The following is a 17409-nucleotide window of genomic DNA, read 5'->3' as shown; positions in this document are numbered from 1 at the left end:
CGTTCCGGGCCGCCGGATTCTCCGTGCGCACCGTCCTCGGCGACAACCCCGAGGACGCCCTCGACCGGGCGCGCAAGGCCGTCGACCAGGGCACCGGTGCGCTGATCGCCGTCGGCGGCGACGGCATGGCCCACCTGGCCCTGCAGGCCGTGGTCGGCACCGGCACCCCCTTCGGTCTGATCGCCGCCGGGACCGGCAACGACTTCGCGCGGGCCCTCGGGCTGCCGCTGCGGGACCCGGCCGCGGCCGGCCGGATGACCGCCGACGCCCTGAAGTGCGGCCGGGTGCGCGACATCGACCTCGGCCGGGTCGGCGACCGCTGGTTCGGTGCGGTGCTCGCCTCCGGCTTCGACTCCCGTGTCAACGACCGCGGCAACCGGATGCGGCTGCCGCTCGGCCGCTACAAGTACGACGTGGCGATGGTCGCCGAGCTGGCCGCCCTCCGGCCCCTGCCGTACCGGATCACGCTGGACGGGGGCGAGGTGCGCGAGCTGGAGGCGACCCTGGTCGCCGTCGGCAACGGCCCGTCCTACGGGGGCGGCATGCGGATATGCCCCGGCGCCGACCTCACCGACGGGCTCCTCGACATCACCGTGGTCGGCGAGTGCAGCCGGGCCACGCTGCTGCGGGTGTTCCCCAGGGTCTACCGGGGCACCCACGTCGACCACCCCGTGGTCACCGTCCTGCGCGCCTCGTCCGTCGAACTGGCCGCCGACGACGTCACCGCCTACGCCGACGGCGAGCCCGTGGGCCCCCTCCCCGTGACCGCCCGCTGCGTCCCGGCAGCAGTACGGGTGGTCGGCCCCTGAGCTGTGGGGGTTCTGAGGCGCGGAGCCGGACCCCCGGGCCCCGTGCCCGTGGGGCTCGAGTCTCCGGGGCCCGGGCCATGGGCCCCTGGGCGCGGGCCGTGGGCCCCCTGGGCTCGGGCCTCCGAGCTGCGGCGCGTCGAGCCCCGGAGGCCCGCGCCGTGGGCCTCTCTGCCTCGGGCGGACCGGCGGGGCCTGAGAACCGGTTCCGCGGCGCGGGACCTTGAGCCCGGACTCTTGGCTGCGGGCCGTGCCTGGAGTCGCGCGCCGGAGCGAGCCCTCCGACGTCCCTGTGCCCTCGCTCCCGAGCCGGCGGGCACCGAGCCGTGGTCCCCGGTCCTCCGGGCTCCGCGGGCTGCGGGTCCCCCGAGCTGTAGGGTCCTGAGCTGCGCGAACCCGGGGGCCGCCAGGGGGTGATCACGTTAATGATCGTCCTGTTGTCGGTGCGGACCGGTACGCTCGAAGGACGATGACTCAGGACCTCTCACCGGCCGAGCGGTACGCGGCAGCACGCAGGCGCGCTGCCGAGCAGGCCACCGCGCTCGCCTCCTTCCGCGAGATGTACGACTTCGGCCTCGACCCCTTCCAGATCGAGGCCTGCAAGGCTCTCGAGGCGGGCAAGGGAGTGCTGGTGGCGGCCCCCACCGGCTCCGGCAAGACGATCGTCGGCGAGTTCGCCGTCCACCTGGCCCTGAAGCAGGGCAAGAAGTGCTTCTACACCACGCCGATCAAGGCGCTGTCCAACCAGAAGTACGCCGACCTGTGCCGCCGCTACGGCGCGGAGAAGGTCGGCCTGCTCACCGGCGACAACAGCGTCAACTCCGAGGCGCCGGTGGTCGTGATGACCACCGAGGTGCTGCGGAACATGCTCTACGCCGGTTCCCAGACGCTCCTCGGCCTCGGCTATGTGGTGATGGACGAGGTGCACTACCTCTCCGACCGCTTCCGCGGCGCCGTCTGGGAGGAAGTGATCATCCACCTCCCCGAGTCGGTGACCCTGGTGTCGCTGTCGGCGACGGTGTCCAACGCGGAGGAGTTCGGTGACTGGCTGGACACGGTCCGCGGCGACACCGAGGTGATCGTCTCCGAGCACCGGCCCGTGCCGCTGTTCCAGCACGTGCTGGCCGGACGCCGCATATACGACCTGTTCGAGGAGGGTGAGGGACAGCGCAGGGCCGTCAACCCGGACCTGCTGCGCATGGCACGCCTGGAGGCGAGCCGCCCGTCCTTCAACGACCGCAGACGCAGCCGTGCCCTGCGCGACGCCGACCGCGAGCGGGAGCGGCGGCAGCGCTCCCGCGTGTGGACACCGAGCCGGCCGGAGGTCATCGAACGGCTCGACGCCGAGGGCCTGCTGCCCGCGATCACCTTCATCTTCAGCCGGGCCGCCTGCGAGGCCGCCGTCCAGCAGTGCCTGTACGCGGGCCTGCGGCTCAACGACGAGGCGGCACGCGCCGAGGTCCGTGCCCTGGTCGAGGAGCGCACCGCCTCCATCCCGCCCGAGGACCTGCACGTGCTCGGCTACTACGAGTGGCTGGAGGGACTGGAGCGGGGCTTCGCGGCCCACCACGCGGGCATGCTGCCGACCTTCAAGGAGGTCGTCGAGGAGCTGTTCGTGCGCGGCCTGGTCAAGGCCGTGTTCGCGACCGAGACCCTCGCGCTCGGCATCAACATGCCCGCCCGCTCGGTGGTGCTGGAGAAGCTGGTCAAGTGGAACGGCGAGCAGCACGCCGACATCACCCCCGGCGAGTACACCCAGCTCACCGGCCGGGCCGGCCGGCGCGGCATCGATGTCGAGGGACACGCGGTGGTGCTGTGGCAGCGCGGCATGAACCCCGAGCACCTCGCCGGTCTCGCCGGCACCCGCACCTATCCGCTCCGCTCCAGCTTCAAGCCGTCGTACAACATGGCGGTCAACCTGGTCGAGCAGTTCGGCCGGCACCGCTCCCGCGAGCTGCTGGAGACGTCGTTCGCGCAGTTCCAGGCGGACAAGTCGGTGGTCGGCATCTCACGGCAGGTGCAGCGCAACGAGGAGGGCCTGGCCGGCTACAAGGCCTCCATGACCTGCCACTTGGGCGACTTCGAGGAGTACGCCCGGCTGCGCCGCGAGCTGAAGGACCGGGAGACGGAGCTGGCCCGGCAGGGCGCCGCCCAGCGCCGCGCCGAGGCGGCGGTCGCGCTGGAGAAGCTCCGGCCCGGCGATGTGATCCACGTCCCCACCGGCAAGTACGCGGGCCTGGCGCTGGTCCTGGACCCGGGGCTGCCCGCGGGCCGCACCAACGGCCACCGCGGCCTGGAGTACCACGACGGCCCGCGCCCGCTGGTGCTCACCGCCGAGCGGCAGGTCAAGCGGCTGGCGTCGGTGGACTTCCCGGTGCCGGTCGAGCCGCTGGAGCGGATGCGGATCCCGAAGTCCTTCAACCCGCGCTCGCCGCAGTCCCGTCGCGACCTCGCCTCGGCGCTGCGCACCAAGGCCGGGCACATCCCCCCGGAGCGGCACCGCAAGCGCCGCTCCCAGGCGGCCGACGACCGGGAGATCGCCCGGCTGCGCAAGGCGATCCGGGCCCACCCCTGCCACGGCTGCAACGACCGCGAGGACCACGCCCGCTGGGCCGAGCGCTACCACCGGCTGCTGCGCGACACCACGCAGCTGGAGCGGCGCATCGAGGGCCGGACGAACACCATCGCCCGCACCTTCGACCGGATCGTCGCGCTGCTGACCGAGATGGACTATCTGCGCGGCGACGAGGTCACCGAGCACGGCAAGCGCCTCGCCCGCCTCTACGGCGAACTCGACCTGCTGGCCAGCGAATGCCTGCGCGAGGGCGTGTGGGAGGGGCTCGCCCCCGCCGAACTCGCCGCCTGCGTCTCGGCCCTGGTGTACGAGGCGAGGGTCGGCGACGACGCGCTGGCGCCCAGGCTGCCGTCCGGCCGGGCCAAGGCGGCGCTCGGCGAGATGGTCCGCATCTGGGGCCGGCTCGACGCTCTGGAGGAGGAGTTCCGCATCAGCCAGACCGAGGGCGTGGGCCAGCGCGAGCCCGACCTCGGCTTCGCCTGGGCCGCCTACATGTGGGCCTCGGGCAAGGGACTGGACGAGGTGCTGCGCGAGGCGGAGATGCCGGCCGGCGACTTCGTGCGCTGGTGCAAGCAGGTCATCGACGTCCTCGGGCAGATCGCGGCCGCCGCACCCGCGGTCGAGGGCTCCACGGTCGCCAAGAACGCCCGCAAGGCGGTCGACCAGCTGCTGCGCGGTGTGGTGGCCTACTCCTCCGTGGGCTGACTCCTCCGTGGGTGACTCCTCCGTGGGCTGACCCCGCCCGACCCCCGAGAGCCCGGCGTGCTCCGTGCGCGCCGGGCTCTCGCATCCCGTGCGCCCCCCGCCGGGTGCATCACCGCCCTCCGGCCTGGAAAAGCTCAGTGAGCCGCCCTCCGAGGGCCCCTGCTCACTCCTTACGGTGAGTGATTTTCGTACGCGCGTACGCCGTGACGGCTCGTGTTCGAATGCTGGCGCAGCGTGTAAATGACCCGAGGGTACTCCTGTCCCGGGCCCGTTTCAGGCACTTGCTGAATATGGCTCGGCGATGATCCGGTCGGACTAAGCTCGCCCGCAGCGCACCGAGTTGGGGTGAATTCGTGCACTTGTTCCCCGATGTGCCAGTTCCGACCCGTTAGTTCCCCGAACCATCAGCCGACTTGTTTCAGAGGGCCCACATGGCGAGTGACCAACTTCCTTATGCGCGCGTGCTGTTGCTGCCGGCCATACTGATGGCCGCGGCGACCGGAGCCGCCGTCGCCCTGGTGACGGAGCCCGCCCGGATCGCCGTCGGGGTCTGTGGTGCCGTCGCCACCCTGCTCGTGACCGTCGCGTCGGCCGAGGCCGCACGCCGCGGTCGGGTGCTGCGCAACGCCCGAGCCGAGTTCGAGCGTCACCGTGCGTATCTGGAGGCCCGGATCGCCGCCCACGACACGGAGACGAAGCACTTCACCGACGAGGTGCTGCCCGCCGCGCTCGACCACATGCACCGCGGCAACGAGGTCCGAGAGGTGCTGCGCGCCCTGCCCCGGCTCAACCCGGCCTGGCAGCACCTGCCGCAGTACCAGCTCGACCTGCTGCAGACGGTGCTGTCCATCATCGACTACGAGGAGACCCTGCGGGACTCCAACCAGCGCTCCTTCGTCAGCATCGCCCGCCGCGTCCAGTCCATCGTCCACCAGCAGGCCGAGGAACTGCGGGAGATGGAGGAGGACCACGGCCGCAACCCCGAGGTCTTCGACGACCTGCTGCGCATCGACCACGGCAACGCGCTGATCGGCCGCCTCGCCGACTCCATCTCCGTCCTCGGCGGAGGCCGCCCCGGACGCCAGTGGCCCCACCCGGTCGCGCTCTACAGCGTGCTGCGCGGCGCCATGTCCCGCATCCTCGAGTACCGGCGCATCGACCTGAAGTCGATCGCCAAGGTCAACGTCAAGGGCATCTGCGTCGAACCGGTCATCCACGCCGTCGCCGAGCTCCTCGACAACGCCACCCGCTACTCGCCGCCGCAGACCAAGGTGCACGTCACCGCGATCGAGGTGCAGACCGGCGTCGCCATCGAGATCGAGGACGCCGGCGTCAACTTCGACGAGAAGGCCCGCGCCCGGCTCGAGGGCATGCTGGAGCAGGCCATGGTCGGCAACGACATCCAGGAGATCGGCTCCAACCCCAGGCTCGGCCTCTCCGTGGTGGGCCGGCTCTGCGCCAAGTACAAGATGCAGATCTCCCTGCGGCCCTCCGCCTACGGCGGCATCCGCGCCGTCCTCGTCGTACCGAAGGACATGCTGACCGACGAGCCCGGCGTCGGCCTCGCCCACGGCATCGGCGCCACCTCCGTGCCCCAGCCGGTCGACATGCTCCCCGGCCCCCAGCGCGCCCCCAAGAAGCGCCGCCCCACCAGCCCCCGCATCCCCGCCTCGGTGTCCATGGAGGACGACGTCCCCGAGGTCACCGAGTGGACCCCGAACGGACTGCCGCAGCGCCGCAGCCGGGTCAAGACACCGATGCACCAGCGCTACGCCGAGAAGGCCGCCGCGGAGCGCGAGGAGCGGGAGGCCGCCGCACGCGGCGAGAAGACCATCTGGTCCAGGGCGGAGTCCACCCCCGAGCCGGAACCCGAGAAGAAGGAGGAGAAGCGCGAGCCCGGTCTGTGGGTCGACGCCTTCTGGGAGGGCCTGAAGGAGGGCCTCGAACCGGGCGTCCACCCCACCGACTTCACCCGTAACCCCACCGCCTACCTGCATCTCATCAACGATCCGGCCCGTACCGAGGCCGACGACGAGGGGGACCTCAAGTGATCCGGCAACGAGCCAACTTCGACTGGATGCTCAAGGAACTCGCCGACGGCGCACCCGGCGTGGAGATGGTCGTGGTGCTCTCGGCCGACGGTCTGCGCCTCGCCCGCTACGGCGGAGACCAGGACGCCGCCGACCGGGTCGCCGCCGCCTGTGCCGGCGTGCAGAGCCTCGCCGGTGCCGTCGCCCAGGAACTGCCCTACAGCGACGGCGAGATGCAGATGGTGCTCATCGAGATCAAGGGCGGCTACTTCTACCTCATGGCAGCGGGCGACAACGCCTACCTCGCGGTGCTCTCCGACATGACCTGCGAACCCGGCCGCATGGGCGGCATGATGCGCGACCTCGTGGTCCGCATCGGCGCCCATCTCACCACCCCGCCCCGAAGGAACGGGCAGGCCGTATGACTCCTCCGCAACGCACACGGCGCACACCGGGGGAGGATCCGCCTCCCCGGTCCGCCGAGACCCAGAAGGGCCCTAAGAGCAACCCGGAGCGCATCTACGTCGTCGCCGGCCCCGAGGGCGAACGCGCCGAACTCGACCTGGTGACACTGATCGTCGCCAAGTCCCCGGACCCGCCGAGCTCCGCCACCCCCGAGCAGGCGGCGCTGCTCCGGCTCTGCTCCGCCCCCCTGTCCGTGGCCGAGCTCTCGGCCTACTTGAACCTGCCGTTCAGCGCGGTGACCGCGCTGCTCACCGAGATGCTGACGGCGGAACTGGTCCAGGCACGCGCCCCGATCGTCCGCCAGGCGCTGCCCGACCGTTCCCTTCTTGAAGCGGTGATGCATGGACTTCAAAGGCTCTGAGACCGTCCCGGGCCCCCGCACCGAGGACCGGCTGCCGCAGACCGCGCAGGCCGCGGCCAAGATCGTGATCGTGGGCGGCTTCGGGGTCGGCAAGACCACCATGGTCGGTTCCGTCAGCGAGATCAGACCGCTGACCACCGAGGAGACCATGACGCAGGCCGGCATCGGCGTCGACGACAACTTCGGGTCCGCGTCCAAGACCGCCACCACCGTGGCCATGGACTTCGGCCGGATCCGCATCACCGAGCAGCTGGTGCTGTACCTGTTCGGCACCCCCGGCCAGGAACGCTTCTGGTTCCTGTGGAACGGCCTGTTCGAGGGCGCGCTCGGTGCGGTCGTGCTGGTCGACACCCGCCGCCTGGAGGTCAGCTTCGACGTGATGGGCCGGCTGGAGGAGCGCGGCGTGCCGTTCGTCGTCGCCGTCAACACCTTCCCGGACGCGCCCCGTTACCCGATCCCCGAGCTGCGCCCCGCGCTCGACCTGCCGGAGGACGTGCCGATCGTGGAGTGCGACGTGCGGCGCCGCGCCTCCAGCCGGGACGTGCTGCTGACCCTCATGCGGTTCCTGCACTCGCTCGCCATGTCGGGCTCGCTCACCTGACCCGCGTACCTGCCCCCCACGCCCGCCTCACTCCCTTCGTCCCTCATTCCCGGAGCGACCACTGTGACGTCAGAAACCCCCTCCCCGACCGGAACGGACGCCTCCAGGCTCACCCCGCCCCCCGGCTGCCCCGCGCACGGGCGGGGGGCCGGGGGGCTGGCCCGGCTGCACGAGTCGGACGACCTGAAGAAGCTGTACGAGGAGCTGCGGGCCGAGCACGGCCCGGTGGCACCCGTGCTGCTCCACGACGACGTGCCCGTGTGGGTCGTCCTCGGCCACGCCGAGAACCTGCACATGGTGAGCACGCCCACGGTCTTCACCCGTGACAGCCGCATCTGGACCCCGCTCCGGGAGGGCATGGTCAAGCCCGACCACCCGCTGATGCCGCACATCGCCTGGCAGCCGATGTGCGCCCACGCCGAGGGCGAGGAGCACACCCGGCTGCGCGGCGCCATCGACTCCGCCGTCGCCACGCTCAACTTCCGCACGCTGCGCCGCCACATCAACCGCAGCACGCAGCGGATCGTCAACACCTTCTGCGAGGTGGGGGAGGCCGAGCTCGTCAGCCAGTACGCCGAGCATCTGCCGATGGCCGTGATGTGCCAGATCCTCGGCATGCCGGACGAGTACAACGACCGGATCGTGCAGGCCGCGCGGGACATGCTGCGGGGAACCGAGACCGCCATCGCCAGCAACGCGTACATCATGGACGCGCTCGGGCGGCTCACCGCCCAGCGCCGGGAGAAGCCGCAGGACGACTTCGCCAGCCACCTCATCACCCACCCGGCCGGGCTCACCGACGACGAGGTCCGCGAGCACCTGAGGGTGGTGCTGATCGCCGCCTACGAGGCCACCGCCAACCTCCTCGCCAATGTGCTGCGCACCGTGCTGATCGACCCGCGCTTCCGCGCCCAGCTCAACGGCGGGCAGATGACCGTGCCGCAGGCGGTGGAGCAGCTGCTGTGGGACGAACCGCCGTTCAGCACGATCTTCGCCTACTTCGCCAAGCAGGACACCGAGCTGGGCGGGCAGCGCATCCGCAAGGGCGACGGTCTGCTGCTCGCGCCGATCGCGGCCAACGTCGACCCGCGGGTGCGGCCGGACCCGACCGCCGACATGATGGGCAACCGTGCCCACCTCGCCTTCAGCGGCGGCCCGCACGAGTGCCCCGGCCAGGACATCGGGCGTGTCATCGCCGAGATCGGCGTGGACGCGCTGCTGATGCGGCTGCCCGACGTGGAGCTGAGCATCGACGAGGAGGAGCTGCGCTACACCGAGTCCATCGCCTCGCGGCACCTGGTGGAGCTGCCGGTGTACTTCACGCCGCGGGAGCAGCAGGACGTCAACGAGCGGCCCAACCACGACGCCAAGCCGGACCGGTCGGCCACCAACTGGCACATCGGCGGCCCGGACCCCTTCGCGCCGCCCTCGCGTCCCGCGTCGCAGCGGGCCCCGCAGCCGGACGCCCTCGCCGGGCGGCGCACCGCCACGGCCGCCCCGCCCCCGGTGCCCCAGCAGCAGACCGCACCGGCGGCACCGACCGCACCGGCGCAGCCCGCGGCGCCCCAGCCGCCGCTGCTCGTTCCCCCGCCGCCGCCCGCCGCACCGGCCCGGCCGCGGGGCCTGTGGCAGCGGTTCCTGAACTGGTGGCGCGGCGACCTCTACTGACCGGACTGACCGGACTGACTGGACTGACCCGACTGACCGGTCCGGCCGGACTGACCGGATTGACCGGCGGCCCAGTCCCGGTAGGAGGCCCAGGCCGCGAGCACCCGGTCACTGCGGAAGCGGTGCCCGGCACCCGTCACCGGGTCGGTGAACTCCAGCGTCCGCGCCAGCAGTTGCAGCGGGCGCCGGAAGTCATCGGCCGGCACGGGGCCGGTCACCGCCGGGTAGAGGGGGTCGCCGAGGATGGGCACACCCAGGGCGGTCATGTGCACCCGCAGCTGATGGGTCTGGCCGGTGTGCGGCACCAGCCGGTACCGGCCCAGACCGTCCGCGCGGTGCTCCAGCAGGGCGATCTCGCTGACCGCGTTGGGCTCCCCGGCCACCTCACGGGCGGTCAGCACGCCGCGCTCCTTCTCGATCCTGCTGCGCACGGTCCGGGGGAGGTCCAGTGCGGGGTCGTACGGTGCGACGGCCTCGTACTCCTTGCGCACCCCGCGGTCACGGAACAGCGTCTGGTAGGCGCCGCGCTCCTCGGGGCGCACGGTGAAGAGCACCAGGCCTGCGGTGAGCCGGTCGAGACGGTGCGCGGGGCTGAGCGTGGGGATGCCCAGCTCACGGCGCAGGCGGGCGAGCGCGGTCTCGGCGACATGCCGGCCGCGCGGGGTGGTGGCCAGGAAGTGGGGCTTGTCGGCGACGACGATGTGCTCGTCCCGGTGGACGACCTCCAGCGGGAACGGCACCGGCACCTCCTCGGGGAGCTCCCGGTGGAACCAGACGAACAGCCCCGGCTGGTAGGGCGCGTCCGCGGGCACCGGCCGCCCGTCCGCGCCGACGATCAGCCCGGCGTCGAACATCGAGTCGACGACGCCCGGCCCGGCCGCGAGACGCTCCACCAGATGCTCCCGCACCGTCCGCCACCCCCCGCCGGCCGGCAGCCGCACCCGCACGGGGTCGACCCCTTCACGCTGCGGCAGCGGAGAGGGCGGAACCACTCGCTTACGTCTCACGACCGCCAAGCCTACGAGCAGCCGCCCGCCCCGAGCCCGGGCGCCGGCGCGCCGGCCGTCAGGGCTCCTGCGTCTCACCGCTCTCTGTGCCCTCAGTGTTGTTCAGAGCCGTCAGCGCCCTCTGTCCCCGAGGCGTCCGCCCCCGGTGTCTCCGCCCCCGGCGTCTCCGAACCCGGCTCGGCGGACCGAAGCACCGCCTCCCGCACCCGGGTCTCGACCTCCTTGCGCGGGATGTCCTCCTGGCGGGCGTACTCGCTCACCGCCACATGGACGTCACGGGCGAGGTCCCGCCACGCCCGCCAGGCCGTCTCCCAGATGGCGGTCTGCTGCTCGCTCCACTTGACCTCGGTGGGCGGCCCGTAGGTCTCCTGCAGATGACGTACGCGGGCGTGCGCGGCATCCGCCGCGCGCTGCTTGGCGACGATTTCGTCGAAGGTGTGTGCCACGCGCCCGGATCCTGAAGCAGCCCCGCACACCGAACCGAGCCGCCACGCCGCCACGGCCCTACGGCTCCCTCCGGTTCACCCGGCCGGGCGGGCCCGGGACGGCCGGGGCCCGGCATCCGGGCGGGCGGGGCCCGGCATCCGGGCGGGCGGGGCCCGGCATCCGGGCGGGTGCTGTGCCGGGCCTCCTGCCAGGCGGTCAGACCCGGGCGGCACAGGGCGGCACGCGCAACGGTCTGCCGTGAAGGCGCGGTGGTCACCGGGAAGGGCTGCGGCTCGCCGGGTGCGGCGCCGGTCCCCGGACCGGCCGGGTGGGGCCCGGACTGCCGGGCGCGGCCTGGGCCGGCCGGGGCGCTGGGTTGACGGGCAGGCCCGGGCTCAGCGCCGGGCGGCAGGGGCCGCGGTTCGCCGAGGGCGGCGCCGTATCCCAGATGGTTGCCGGTTCGGCTTCGGGGCCGGGCCGAGGGCTGAGGCGTTCGGGGCTGCTCGGTGCGGCGCCGGTCTCCCGGACCGGCCGGGTGGGGCCCAGGTCACCAGACACGGCTGGCACCTCGGTCCGCCGGGCGAGCCGTGCGCTCGGGCCGGGGCCTGGGGCCCAGGGCCGTGGGCCGGGGCTGCCGGGATGGGCGTGTGGCCGCCTGGGAAAGGGGCGCGGGCTGCCGATGCGTCGCTGGTTGCCCGGACGGTGCCGGATCGGCCGGGTGTGCCCGGGCCGCCGGGCGCGGCTCGGGCCGGCCAGGACGCCACGGCCTGCCGGGCGTGCTCAGCCCGCTGGGCAGGTGAAGCCGGCGAGGCGAAGCCTCAGCCGGCCGCTGCGCGGATCTGTTCCTGTTCTGCCTCGATGCGGGCGTTCCATTCGGGCTTGGAGGCCTGCCAGCCGTCCTCGTTGTGGCCGAGGCGCCAGTAGCCGGAGATGGAGAGGTCCTCTCGGGGGATCTGCTTCTCGACGCGCAGGAGGCGGCGCAGTTCCTTCACGAAGTGGGCCTCGCCGTGGACGAAGGCGTGGACGCGGCCGTCGGGCCAGTCCAGGGCTCGTACGGCCGCCAGCAGGGCCGCGCCGACCGGGCGGCCGGCGCGGTGCAGCCAGGTGATCTCCGCGTCGGAGTCGATCTTCTGCTCCTCCTCGGGGCCCTCGATCTCGACGAAGGCACGGGCCTCCGCGCCGCGGGGGAGAGCCTCCAGCGAGCGGGCCATGGCGGGCAGTGCGCTCTCGTCACCGGCGAGGAGATGCCAGTCGGCCCCCGGATCGGGCGCGTAGGCGCCGCCGGGGCCCACGAAGCGCACGGTCTCGCCGGGCCGGGCGCGCAGCGACCAGGGGCCGGCCAGTCCCGAGTCCCCGTGCAGCACGAAGTCGAGCGTGAGCTCGCGGTGCTCCGGGTCCCAGTGGCGCACGGTGTACGTCCGGGTCACCGGCCACTGGTCGCGGGGGAACTCCTCGCGGATGCGTTCCAGGTCGAAGGGCTCCGGGTAGGTCACGCCCGGGACCGGCAGCAGCAGCTTCACATAGTGGTCGGTGCAGGTGTCGGCCGCGAATCCGGCGAGACCCTCGCCGCCCAGCACCACGCGCTGCATGTGCGGGGTCAGCCGCTCGGTGCGGACGACCTGCGTGGAGTACAGCCGGCGCGGACGGCGTCCCGGTCGTTCTGCCATGGAGGCCTCCCAGTTTTGGTTAGGGTTACCTAACCTAGCACCTCGCTCCGGTGAACACCTCCAGCCGTCACGAATCCTGAGAACGCGCCGAGAGCTACGCGTGAGCGTGGTCCTCAGCGCGACAAGCGCGACAAGGTGGTCAGCAGGCGCCGCAGCGAGCCGCCGAGCCCCCAGCGGGCCGCCAGCTCCTCCACCGCCGCCGGGTCCCGCGGAGTACTCGGCAATGTTGTGTCCACGTCGGGCAGCGGAACGTCGTCCGCGACCCTGACGACCTTCGGCGCCACCGCGAGGTACGGCCGCGCCTCGGTCAGCCGCTTGCGCTGTGCCGGCGTGAGCTTGGCCTTCCGGTCGTCCACGGCCGCGAGGATCCCGGCCAGATCGCCGAACTCGGCGAGCAGCTTGGCCGCCGTCTTCTCCCCGATGCCCGGCACGCCCGGCAGCCCGTCGCTCGGGTCGCCGCGCAGCAGCGCCAGATCCGCGTACCCGCGCCCGTCCACCCCATACTTGGCGCGCAGCGCGGCCTCGTCGGTGATCTGCAGCGTCCCCACGCCCTTGACCGGGTACAGCACCCGCACCCGGCGGGCGTCGTCCACCAGCTGATACAGGTCCCGGTCGCCGGTGACGATGTCGACCGGGCCCTTCGCCCGGGCCGCGTACGTGCCGATCACGTCGTCCGCCTCGTACTCGGCGACGCCCACCCGGGCGATGCCGATGGCGTCCAGCACCTCCTCGATGACCGGCACCTGTGGCGAGAGCGTGTCCGGCACCTCCTCCACGTCCGGGCCGAGCTCGTGCTCCTCGGCGACCCGGTGCGCCTTGTAGGAGGGGATCAGCTCCACCCGCCAGTGCGGGCGCCAGTCCGCGTCCATGCAGGCCACCAGGTGGTCCGGCTGGTGGTCCAGCACCAGGCGGTCGATGAAGTCCAGCAGCCCGCGCACAGCGTTCACCGGGGTGCCGTCGGGGGCCCGCACGGTATCCGGGACGCCGAAGTAGGCCCGGAAGTAGAGGGAGGCGGTGTCGAGAAGCATCAGTCGTCCGGTCACGCTCCGCATCATGCCGCACGCCACCGACAGCGCCCCGCGGATCGGCGCCGTCGAGCACACAGCGACCCCCGGATCGGCGCCGTAGAGCGCACGCGGCGGCCCCGCGGATCGGGCCGTCGAGGTCACAGTGCCCGGCACCTCGGCCGCCCCCTTGCACCTACCGCAACGAGTTGCGCCCTGCGCTCCCACTGTGAGGTGCCGCACGACAACGTTTGCCCTGCGCAAAACAGGGGAGGCGCCGCCCCGGCGCGATGCCGTTCACGTATTCGACTCGGCGTCGCCCTTTTCATTGCCGTCGAGAGCTAGAGGTACGCGTGTCAGCGAGGCTTGAGGCCGAGCACCTGTACAAGGTGTTCGGCAGACGACCGGACAAGGCGGTCGAAAGACTGCGCAAGGGCGAGACCGACCGGGAGGAGCTGCGCGCCGTCGGCACCACCGCAGCGGTCATCGACGCATCCTTCACCGTGGAACCCGGCGAGATCTTCGTCGTGATGGGCCTGTCCGGTTCCGGAAAGTCCACCCTGCTGCGCATGCTCAACGGTCTGCTGGAGCCGACCGCCGGGCAGGTGCGCTTCGGCGGCCAGGATCTGACCGCGCTCTCCGACCGTCAGCTGCGCGAGGTCCGGTCCAAGAAGATCAGCATGGTCTTCCAGCACTTCGCGCTCTTCCCGCACCGCAGCGTCCGCGAGAACGCCGCGTACGGACTGGAAGTGCAGGGCGTGCCCCGCGCCGAGCGCGAACGCCGCGCCGACGAGGCGCTCGCCCTGTGCGGCCTGGCCGGCTGGGAGAAGTCGTGGCCGGACGAGCTGTCCGGCGGCATGCAGCAGCGCGTCGGCCTCGCCCGCGCGCTCGCCACCGACGCCGACCTGCTGCTGATGGACGAGTCCTTCAGCGCGCTCGACCCGCTGATCCGCCGCGACATGCAGGACCAGCTGCTCGAACTGCAGAAGACGCTGAAGAAGACCATCGTCTTCATCACCCACGACCTCAACGAGGCCATGCGCCTCGGCGACCGCATCGCGGTGATGCGCGACGGCTGCATCGTGCAGATCGGCACCGCCGAGGACATCCTGGTGCGCCCCGCCAACGACTACGTCGCCTCCTTCACCCAGGACGTCGACCGCTCCCGCGTGCTCACCGCCGGCTCCGTCATGGAGAGGGAGGTCCGCGGCGACGAGGCCGACTGCGGCTGCGAGACCGCCACACCGCAGACGCCGTTCAACGAGCTGTGCGCGATCAGCGCCCGGGTGCCGCACCCCGTCGCGGTCCTCGACGGCGAGCGCACCCTGGTCGGGGTCGTGCCCCGGCAGCGGCTGGTGGGCTTCCTCGGCGACGAGGAGGCGGACCCGGGCGTGTGCGACGCCCCGCGGGACAAGGGCGGCGAGAAGGTGATGGCCAATGCCTAGGATTCCGCTCGGCGACTGGGTCAACAGCACCGTCGACTGGCTGCTCGACCACGTCGACTGGCTGTTCTCGTTCTTCAAGGCCGTCTTCACCGGCACCTACGACGGCATCAACGCCGTCCTGCAGGCGCCCGAGCCGCTGCTGCTCGTCGGCATCTTCGCGGTGATCGCCTTCTGGCTGCGCGGCACCCTCGCCGGTCTGCTCACCTTCGCGGGCTTCGCCTTCATCGTCTCCCTCGATCTGTGGGAGAACGCGATGATCACGCTGTCGCTGGTGCTGGTCGCCACGCTGATCGCGCTGGTCATCTCGGTGCCCGTCGGCATCTGGGCGGCCCGCTCCGACCGGGTCAGCAGCCTGGTGCGGCCGGTGCTGGACTTCATGCAGACGCTCCCCGCGATGATCTACCTCATCCCGGCGATCCTCTTCTTCGGCACCGGCGCCTCCGCAGGCATCGTGGCCACCCTGATCTTCGCGCTCGCCCCCGGCGTGCGCATGACCGAGCTGGGCATCCGCCAGGTCGACAAGGAGCTGGTCGAGGCCGCCGAGGCCTTCGGCACCACCCCGCGCAACACCCTGCTGCGCGTCCAGCTCCCGCTGGCGCTGCCCACGGTGATGGCGGGCGTCAACCAGGTCATCATGCTCGGCCTGTCCATGGCCGCGATCGCCGGCATGGTCGGCACCGGCGGCCTGGGCGGCGACGTCAACGAGGCCATCGGCCAGCTCAACGTGGGCCTCGGCTCCGAGGCCGGTATCGCCATCGTGATCCTGGCGATCTACCTGGACCGCATGACCAGCGCCCTGGGCACCCAGGTCTCCCCGCTGGGCCGCCGCGCCGCCGCCAAGGCCCGCGCCGCCGCCGGCGGACTGAAGATCTGGTCCTACCGCCCCCGCCCGCAGGTCGCCGTCATCGGCGTGGTGATCCTCGCCCTGGTGGCCGGCGGCATGGGCGTCTTCGGCGGCACCTCCTCAAAGGAAGCCGCCGGCGGCAAGAAGGCCGGCGAGGGCAAGAAGGTCACCCTCGGCTACGTTCCGTGGGACGAGGGCATCGCCTCCACCTTCCTGTGGAAGGAGATCCTGGAGCAGCGCGGCTACGAGGTCGAGGCCAAGCAGTTCGACGCCGGGCCGCTCTACACCTCCCTCGCCCAGGGCGACATCGACGTCGTCACCAACTCCTGGCTGCCCACCACCCACGAGCAGTACTGGAAGAAGCACGGCTCCCAGCTGGACGACCTGGGCTCCTGGTACGACGAGACCTCCCTGGAGCTGACCGTCCCCGCCTACATGAAGGACGTCGACTCCCTCGAGGACCTCAGGGGCAAGGCCGGCCAGTTCGGCGGCAAGATCACCGGCATCGAGTCCAGCGCCGGGGAGATGGCCCTGCTGAAGAGCAAGGTCCTCAAGGAGTACGGCCTGGACAAGGAGTACCAGGTCGTCGACAGCTCCACCCCGGCGATGCTGGCCGAGCTCAAGCGCGCCTACAGCAAGAAGGAGCCGATCGTCGTCACGCTCTGGTCGCCGCACTGGGCGTACAACGACTACCAGCTGAAGAAGCTGAAGGACCCCAAGGGCGCCTGGGGCGAGGGCGACGGCGTGCACACGCTGGCCCGCAAGGGCTTCGCCGGCGACGACCCCACCGCCGCCGGGTGGCTGAAGAACTTCACGCTCACCGAGAAGCAGCTCACCAGCCTCGAGGCCGAGATCAACAAGGCCGGCAAGGGCAGGCAGCAGGACGCGGTCCGCACCTGGCTGAAGGCCAACCCGGGCCTGGTCGACAAGCTCGCCCCCGTCCAGTCCGGCGGCGACACCCCGGCCGAGGCGAAGCGCCCGCTGAACGTGGCCTGGTTCCCCTGGGACGAGGACATCGCCGTCACCTACCTGTGGAAGAACGTCCTGGAGCGGCGCGGCTACAAGCTGAACCTGAAGCAGATGGACGTCGGCCCGGTCTACACCGGCCTCGCCTCCGGCGACCTGGACCTCAACTTCGACGCCTGGCTGCCGCACGCCCAGAAGAACTACTGGGACAAGAGCAGGGACGACCTGACCGACCTCGGCAGCTGGTATGAGCCGACCTCCCTGGAGATCGCCGTGCCGAGCTACGTCAAGGGCGTCGACTCCATGGAGGACCTCAAGGGCAAGTCCGACCTCTTCGGCGGGAAGATCATCGGCATCGAGCCGGGCACCGGCGAGATGAACCTGCTCAAGAACAAGGTCCTGCCCGGCTACGGCCTGGACGACGAGTACGAGGTCGTGGACGGCTCCACCCCGGCGATGCTGGCCGAGCTCAAGCGGGCCATCGCCAAGAAGAAGCCGGTCGCGGTCACCCTGTGGTCGCCGCACTGGGCCTACGCCGAGTACGAGCTGACCAAGCTCAAGGACCCCGAGAAGTTCTGGGGCGACAACAACAAGATCCACACCATCGCGAGCAAGAAGTTCCCGGAGCAGTACCCGCAGCTCACCGAGTGGATCAAGAAGTTCACCATGAGTGAGCAGGAGCTCGCCACCCTGGAGGCGGAGATCAAGGACCGCGGCCAGGGCAAGGAGGAAGAGGCCGTGGCCGCCTGGCTGAAGGAGCACACCGAGGTCGCGCAGCGCATGACCGCCTCGTAACCGCTCCGCTCCGCACCGCCTCCCCCGGGGGCGGACCGGGCCGT

At 71.8% G+C, this 17409-nt stretch carries 12 protein-coding genes and 1 pseudogene; 9 read left to right on the top strand and 4 right to left on the bottom strand.

Annotated elements, in window-relative coordinates:
• From ABD207_RS03410 to ABD207_RS03380, 7 genes and pseudogenes are all read left to right on the top strand, one after another.
• Positions 1 to 809, top strand: a pseudogene (locus tag ABD207_RS03410) (diacylglycerol kinase); the annotation flags it as partial.
• A 466-nt stretch (positions 810 to 1275) separates the two neighbouring features.
• Positions 1276 to 4086: a DEAD/DEAH box helicase gene (locus tag ABD207_RS03405; protein ID WP_344009915.1), complete on the top strand. Its 2811-nt coding sequence runs from the start codon at positions 1276 to 1278 to the stop codon at positions 4084 to 4086.
• A gap of 431 nt (positions 4087 to 4517) precedes the next feature.
• Positions 4518 to 6137: a sensor histidine kinase gene (locus tag ABD207_RS03400; RefSeq protein ID WP_344009914.1), complete on the top strand. Its 1620-nt coding sequence runs from the start codon at positions 4518 to 4520 to the stop codon at positions 6135 to 6137.
• A complete protein-coding gene (locus tag ABD207_RS03395) occupies positions 6134 to 6541 on the top strand; it encodes a roadblock/LC7 domain-containing protein (RefSeq protein WP_343997815.1) in 408 nt (135 codons plus the stop codon). The genes ABD207_RS03400 and ABD207_RS03395 overlap by 4 nt, the downstream gene beginning before the upstream one ends.
• Positions 6538 to 6942, top strand: coding sequence for a DUF742 domain-containing protein (locus tag ABD207_RS03390; RefSeq protein ID WP_344009912.1), 405 nt, complete (start codon positions 6538 to 6540; stop codon positions 6940 to 6942). The genes ABD207_RS03395 and ABD207_RS03390 overlap by 4 nt, the downstream gene beginning before the upstream one ends.
• Positions 6923 to 7543: a GTP-binding protein gene (locus ABD207_RS03385; RefSeq protein WP_344009911.1), complete on the top strand. Its 621-nt coding sequence runs from the start codon at positions 6923 to 6925 to the stop codon at positions 7541 to 7543. Before ABD207_RS03390 ends, ABD207_RS03385 begins: the two co-directional genes overlap by 20 nt.
• 63 nt (positions 7544 to 7606) lie before the next feature.
• Complete coding sequence (locus ABD207_RS03380) at positions 7607 to 9211, top strand: cytochrome P450 (RefSeq protein WP_344009910.1); 1605 nt, start codon at positions 7607 to 7609, stop codon at positions 9209 to 9211.
• Here ABD207_RS03380 and ABD207_RS03375 read toward each other — a convergent pair.
• The 4 genes from ABD207_RS03375 to ABD207_RS03360 all read right to left on the bottom strand — a co-directional run bounded on the left by ABD207_RS03375 (position 9205) and on the right by ABD207_RS03360 (position 13363).
• On the bottom strand, positions 9205 to 10218 hold the full coding sequence (locus ABD207_RS03375) for an RluA family pseudouridine synthase (protein WP_344009908.1): 1014 nt from the start codon (positions 10216 to 10218) through the stop codon (positions 9205 to 9207). The two genes, ABD207_RS03380 and ABD207_RS03375, sit on opposite strands and share 7 nt — an antisense overlap.
• Before the next feature lie 92 nt (positions 10219 to 10310).
• Positions 10311 to 10664, bottom strand: coding sequence for a hypothetical protein (locus ABD207_RS03370; protein WP_344009907.1), 354 nt, complete (start codon positions 10662 to 10664; stop codon positions 10311 to 10313).
• 798 nt (positions 10665 to 11462) lie between these two features.
• Positions 11463 to 12311, bottom strand: coding sequence for a siderophore-interacting protein (locus ABD207_RS03365; RefSeq protein WP_344009906.1), 849 nt, complete (start codon positions 12309 to 12311; stop codon positions 11463 to 11465).
• Between the two features lie 113 nt (positions 12312 to 12424).
• Positions 12425 to 13363 carry a 5'-3' exonuclease gene (locus ABD207_RS03360; protein WP_344010063.1) on the bottom strand — a complete coding sequence of 313 codons (939 nt, stop codon included), beginning with the start codon at positions 13361 to 13363 and terminating at the stop codon, positions 12425 to 12427.
• Between the two features lie 305 nt (positions 13364 to 13668).
• On the opposite strand from ABD207_RS03360, the gene ABD207_RS03355 reads away from it, so the two are divergent.
• Positions 13669 to 14760: a quaternary amine ABC transporter ATP-binding protein gene (locus ABD207_RS03355; protein ID WP_344009905.1), complete on the top strand. Its 1092-nt coding sequence runs from the start codon at positions 13669 to 13671 to the stop codon at positions 14758 to 14760.
• On the top strand, positions 14753 to 17365 hold the full coding sequence (locus tag ABD207_RS03350; RefSeq protein WP_344009903.1) for an ABC transporter permease/substrate binding protein: 2613 nt from the start codon (positions 14753 to 14755) through the stop codon (positions 17363 to 17365). Before ABD207_RS03355 ends, ABD207_RS03350 begins: the two co-directional genes overlap by 8 nt.
• Positions 17366 to 17409 lie beyond the last annotated feature (44 nt).

The organism is Streptomyces thermospinosisporus (assembly GCF_039526425.1).
GTDB lineage: Bacteria > Actinomycetota > Actinomycetes > Streptomycetales > Streptomycetaceae > Streptomyces > Streptomyces thermocarboxydovorans.
This window is presented reverse-complemented; position numbering and strand designations above follow the sequence as displayed.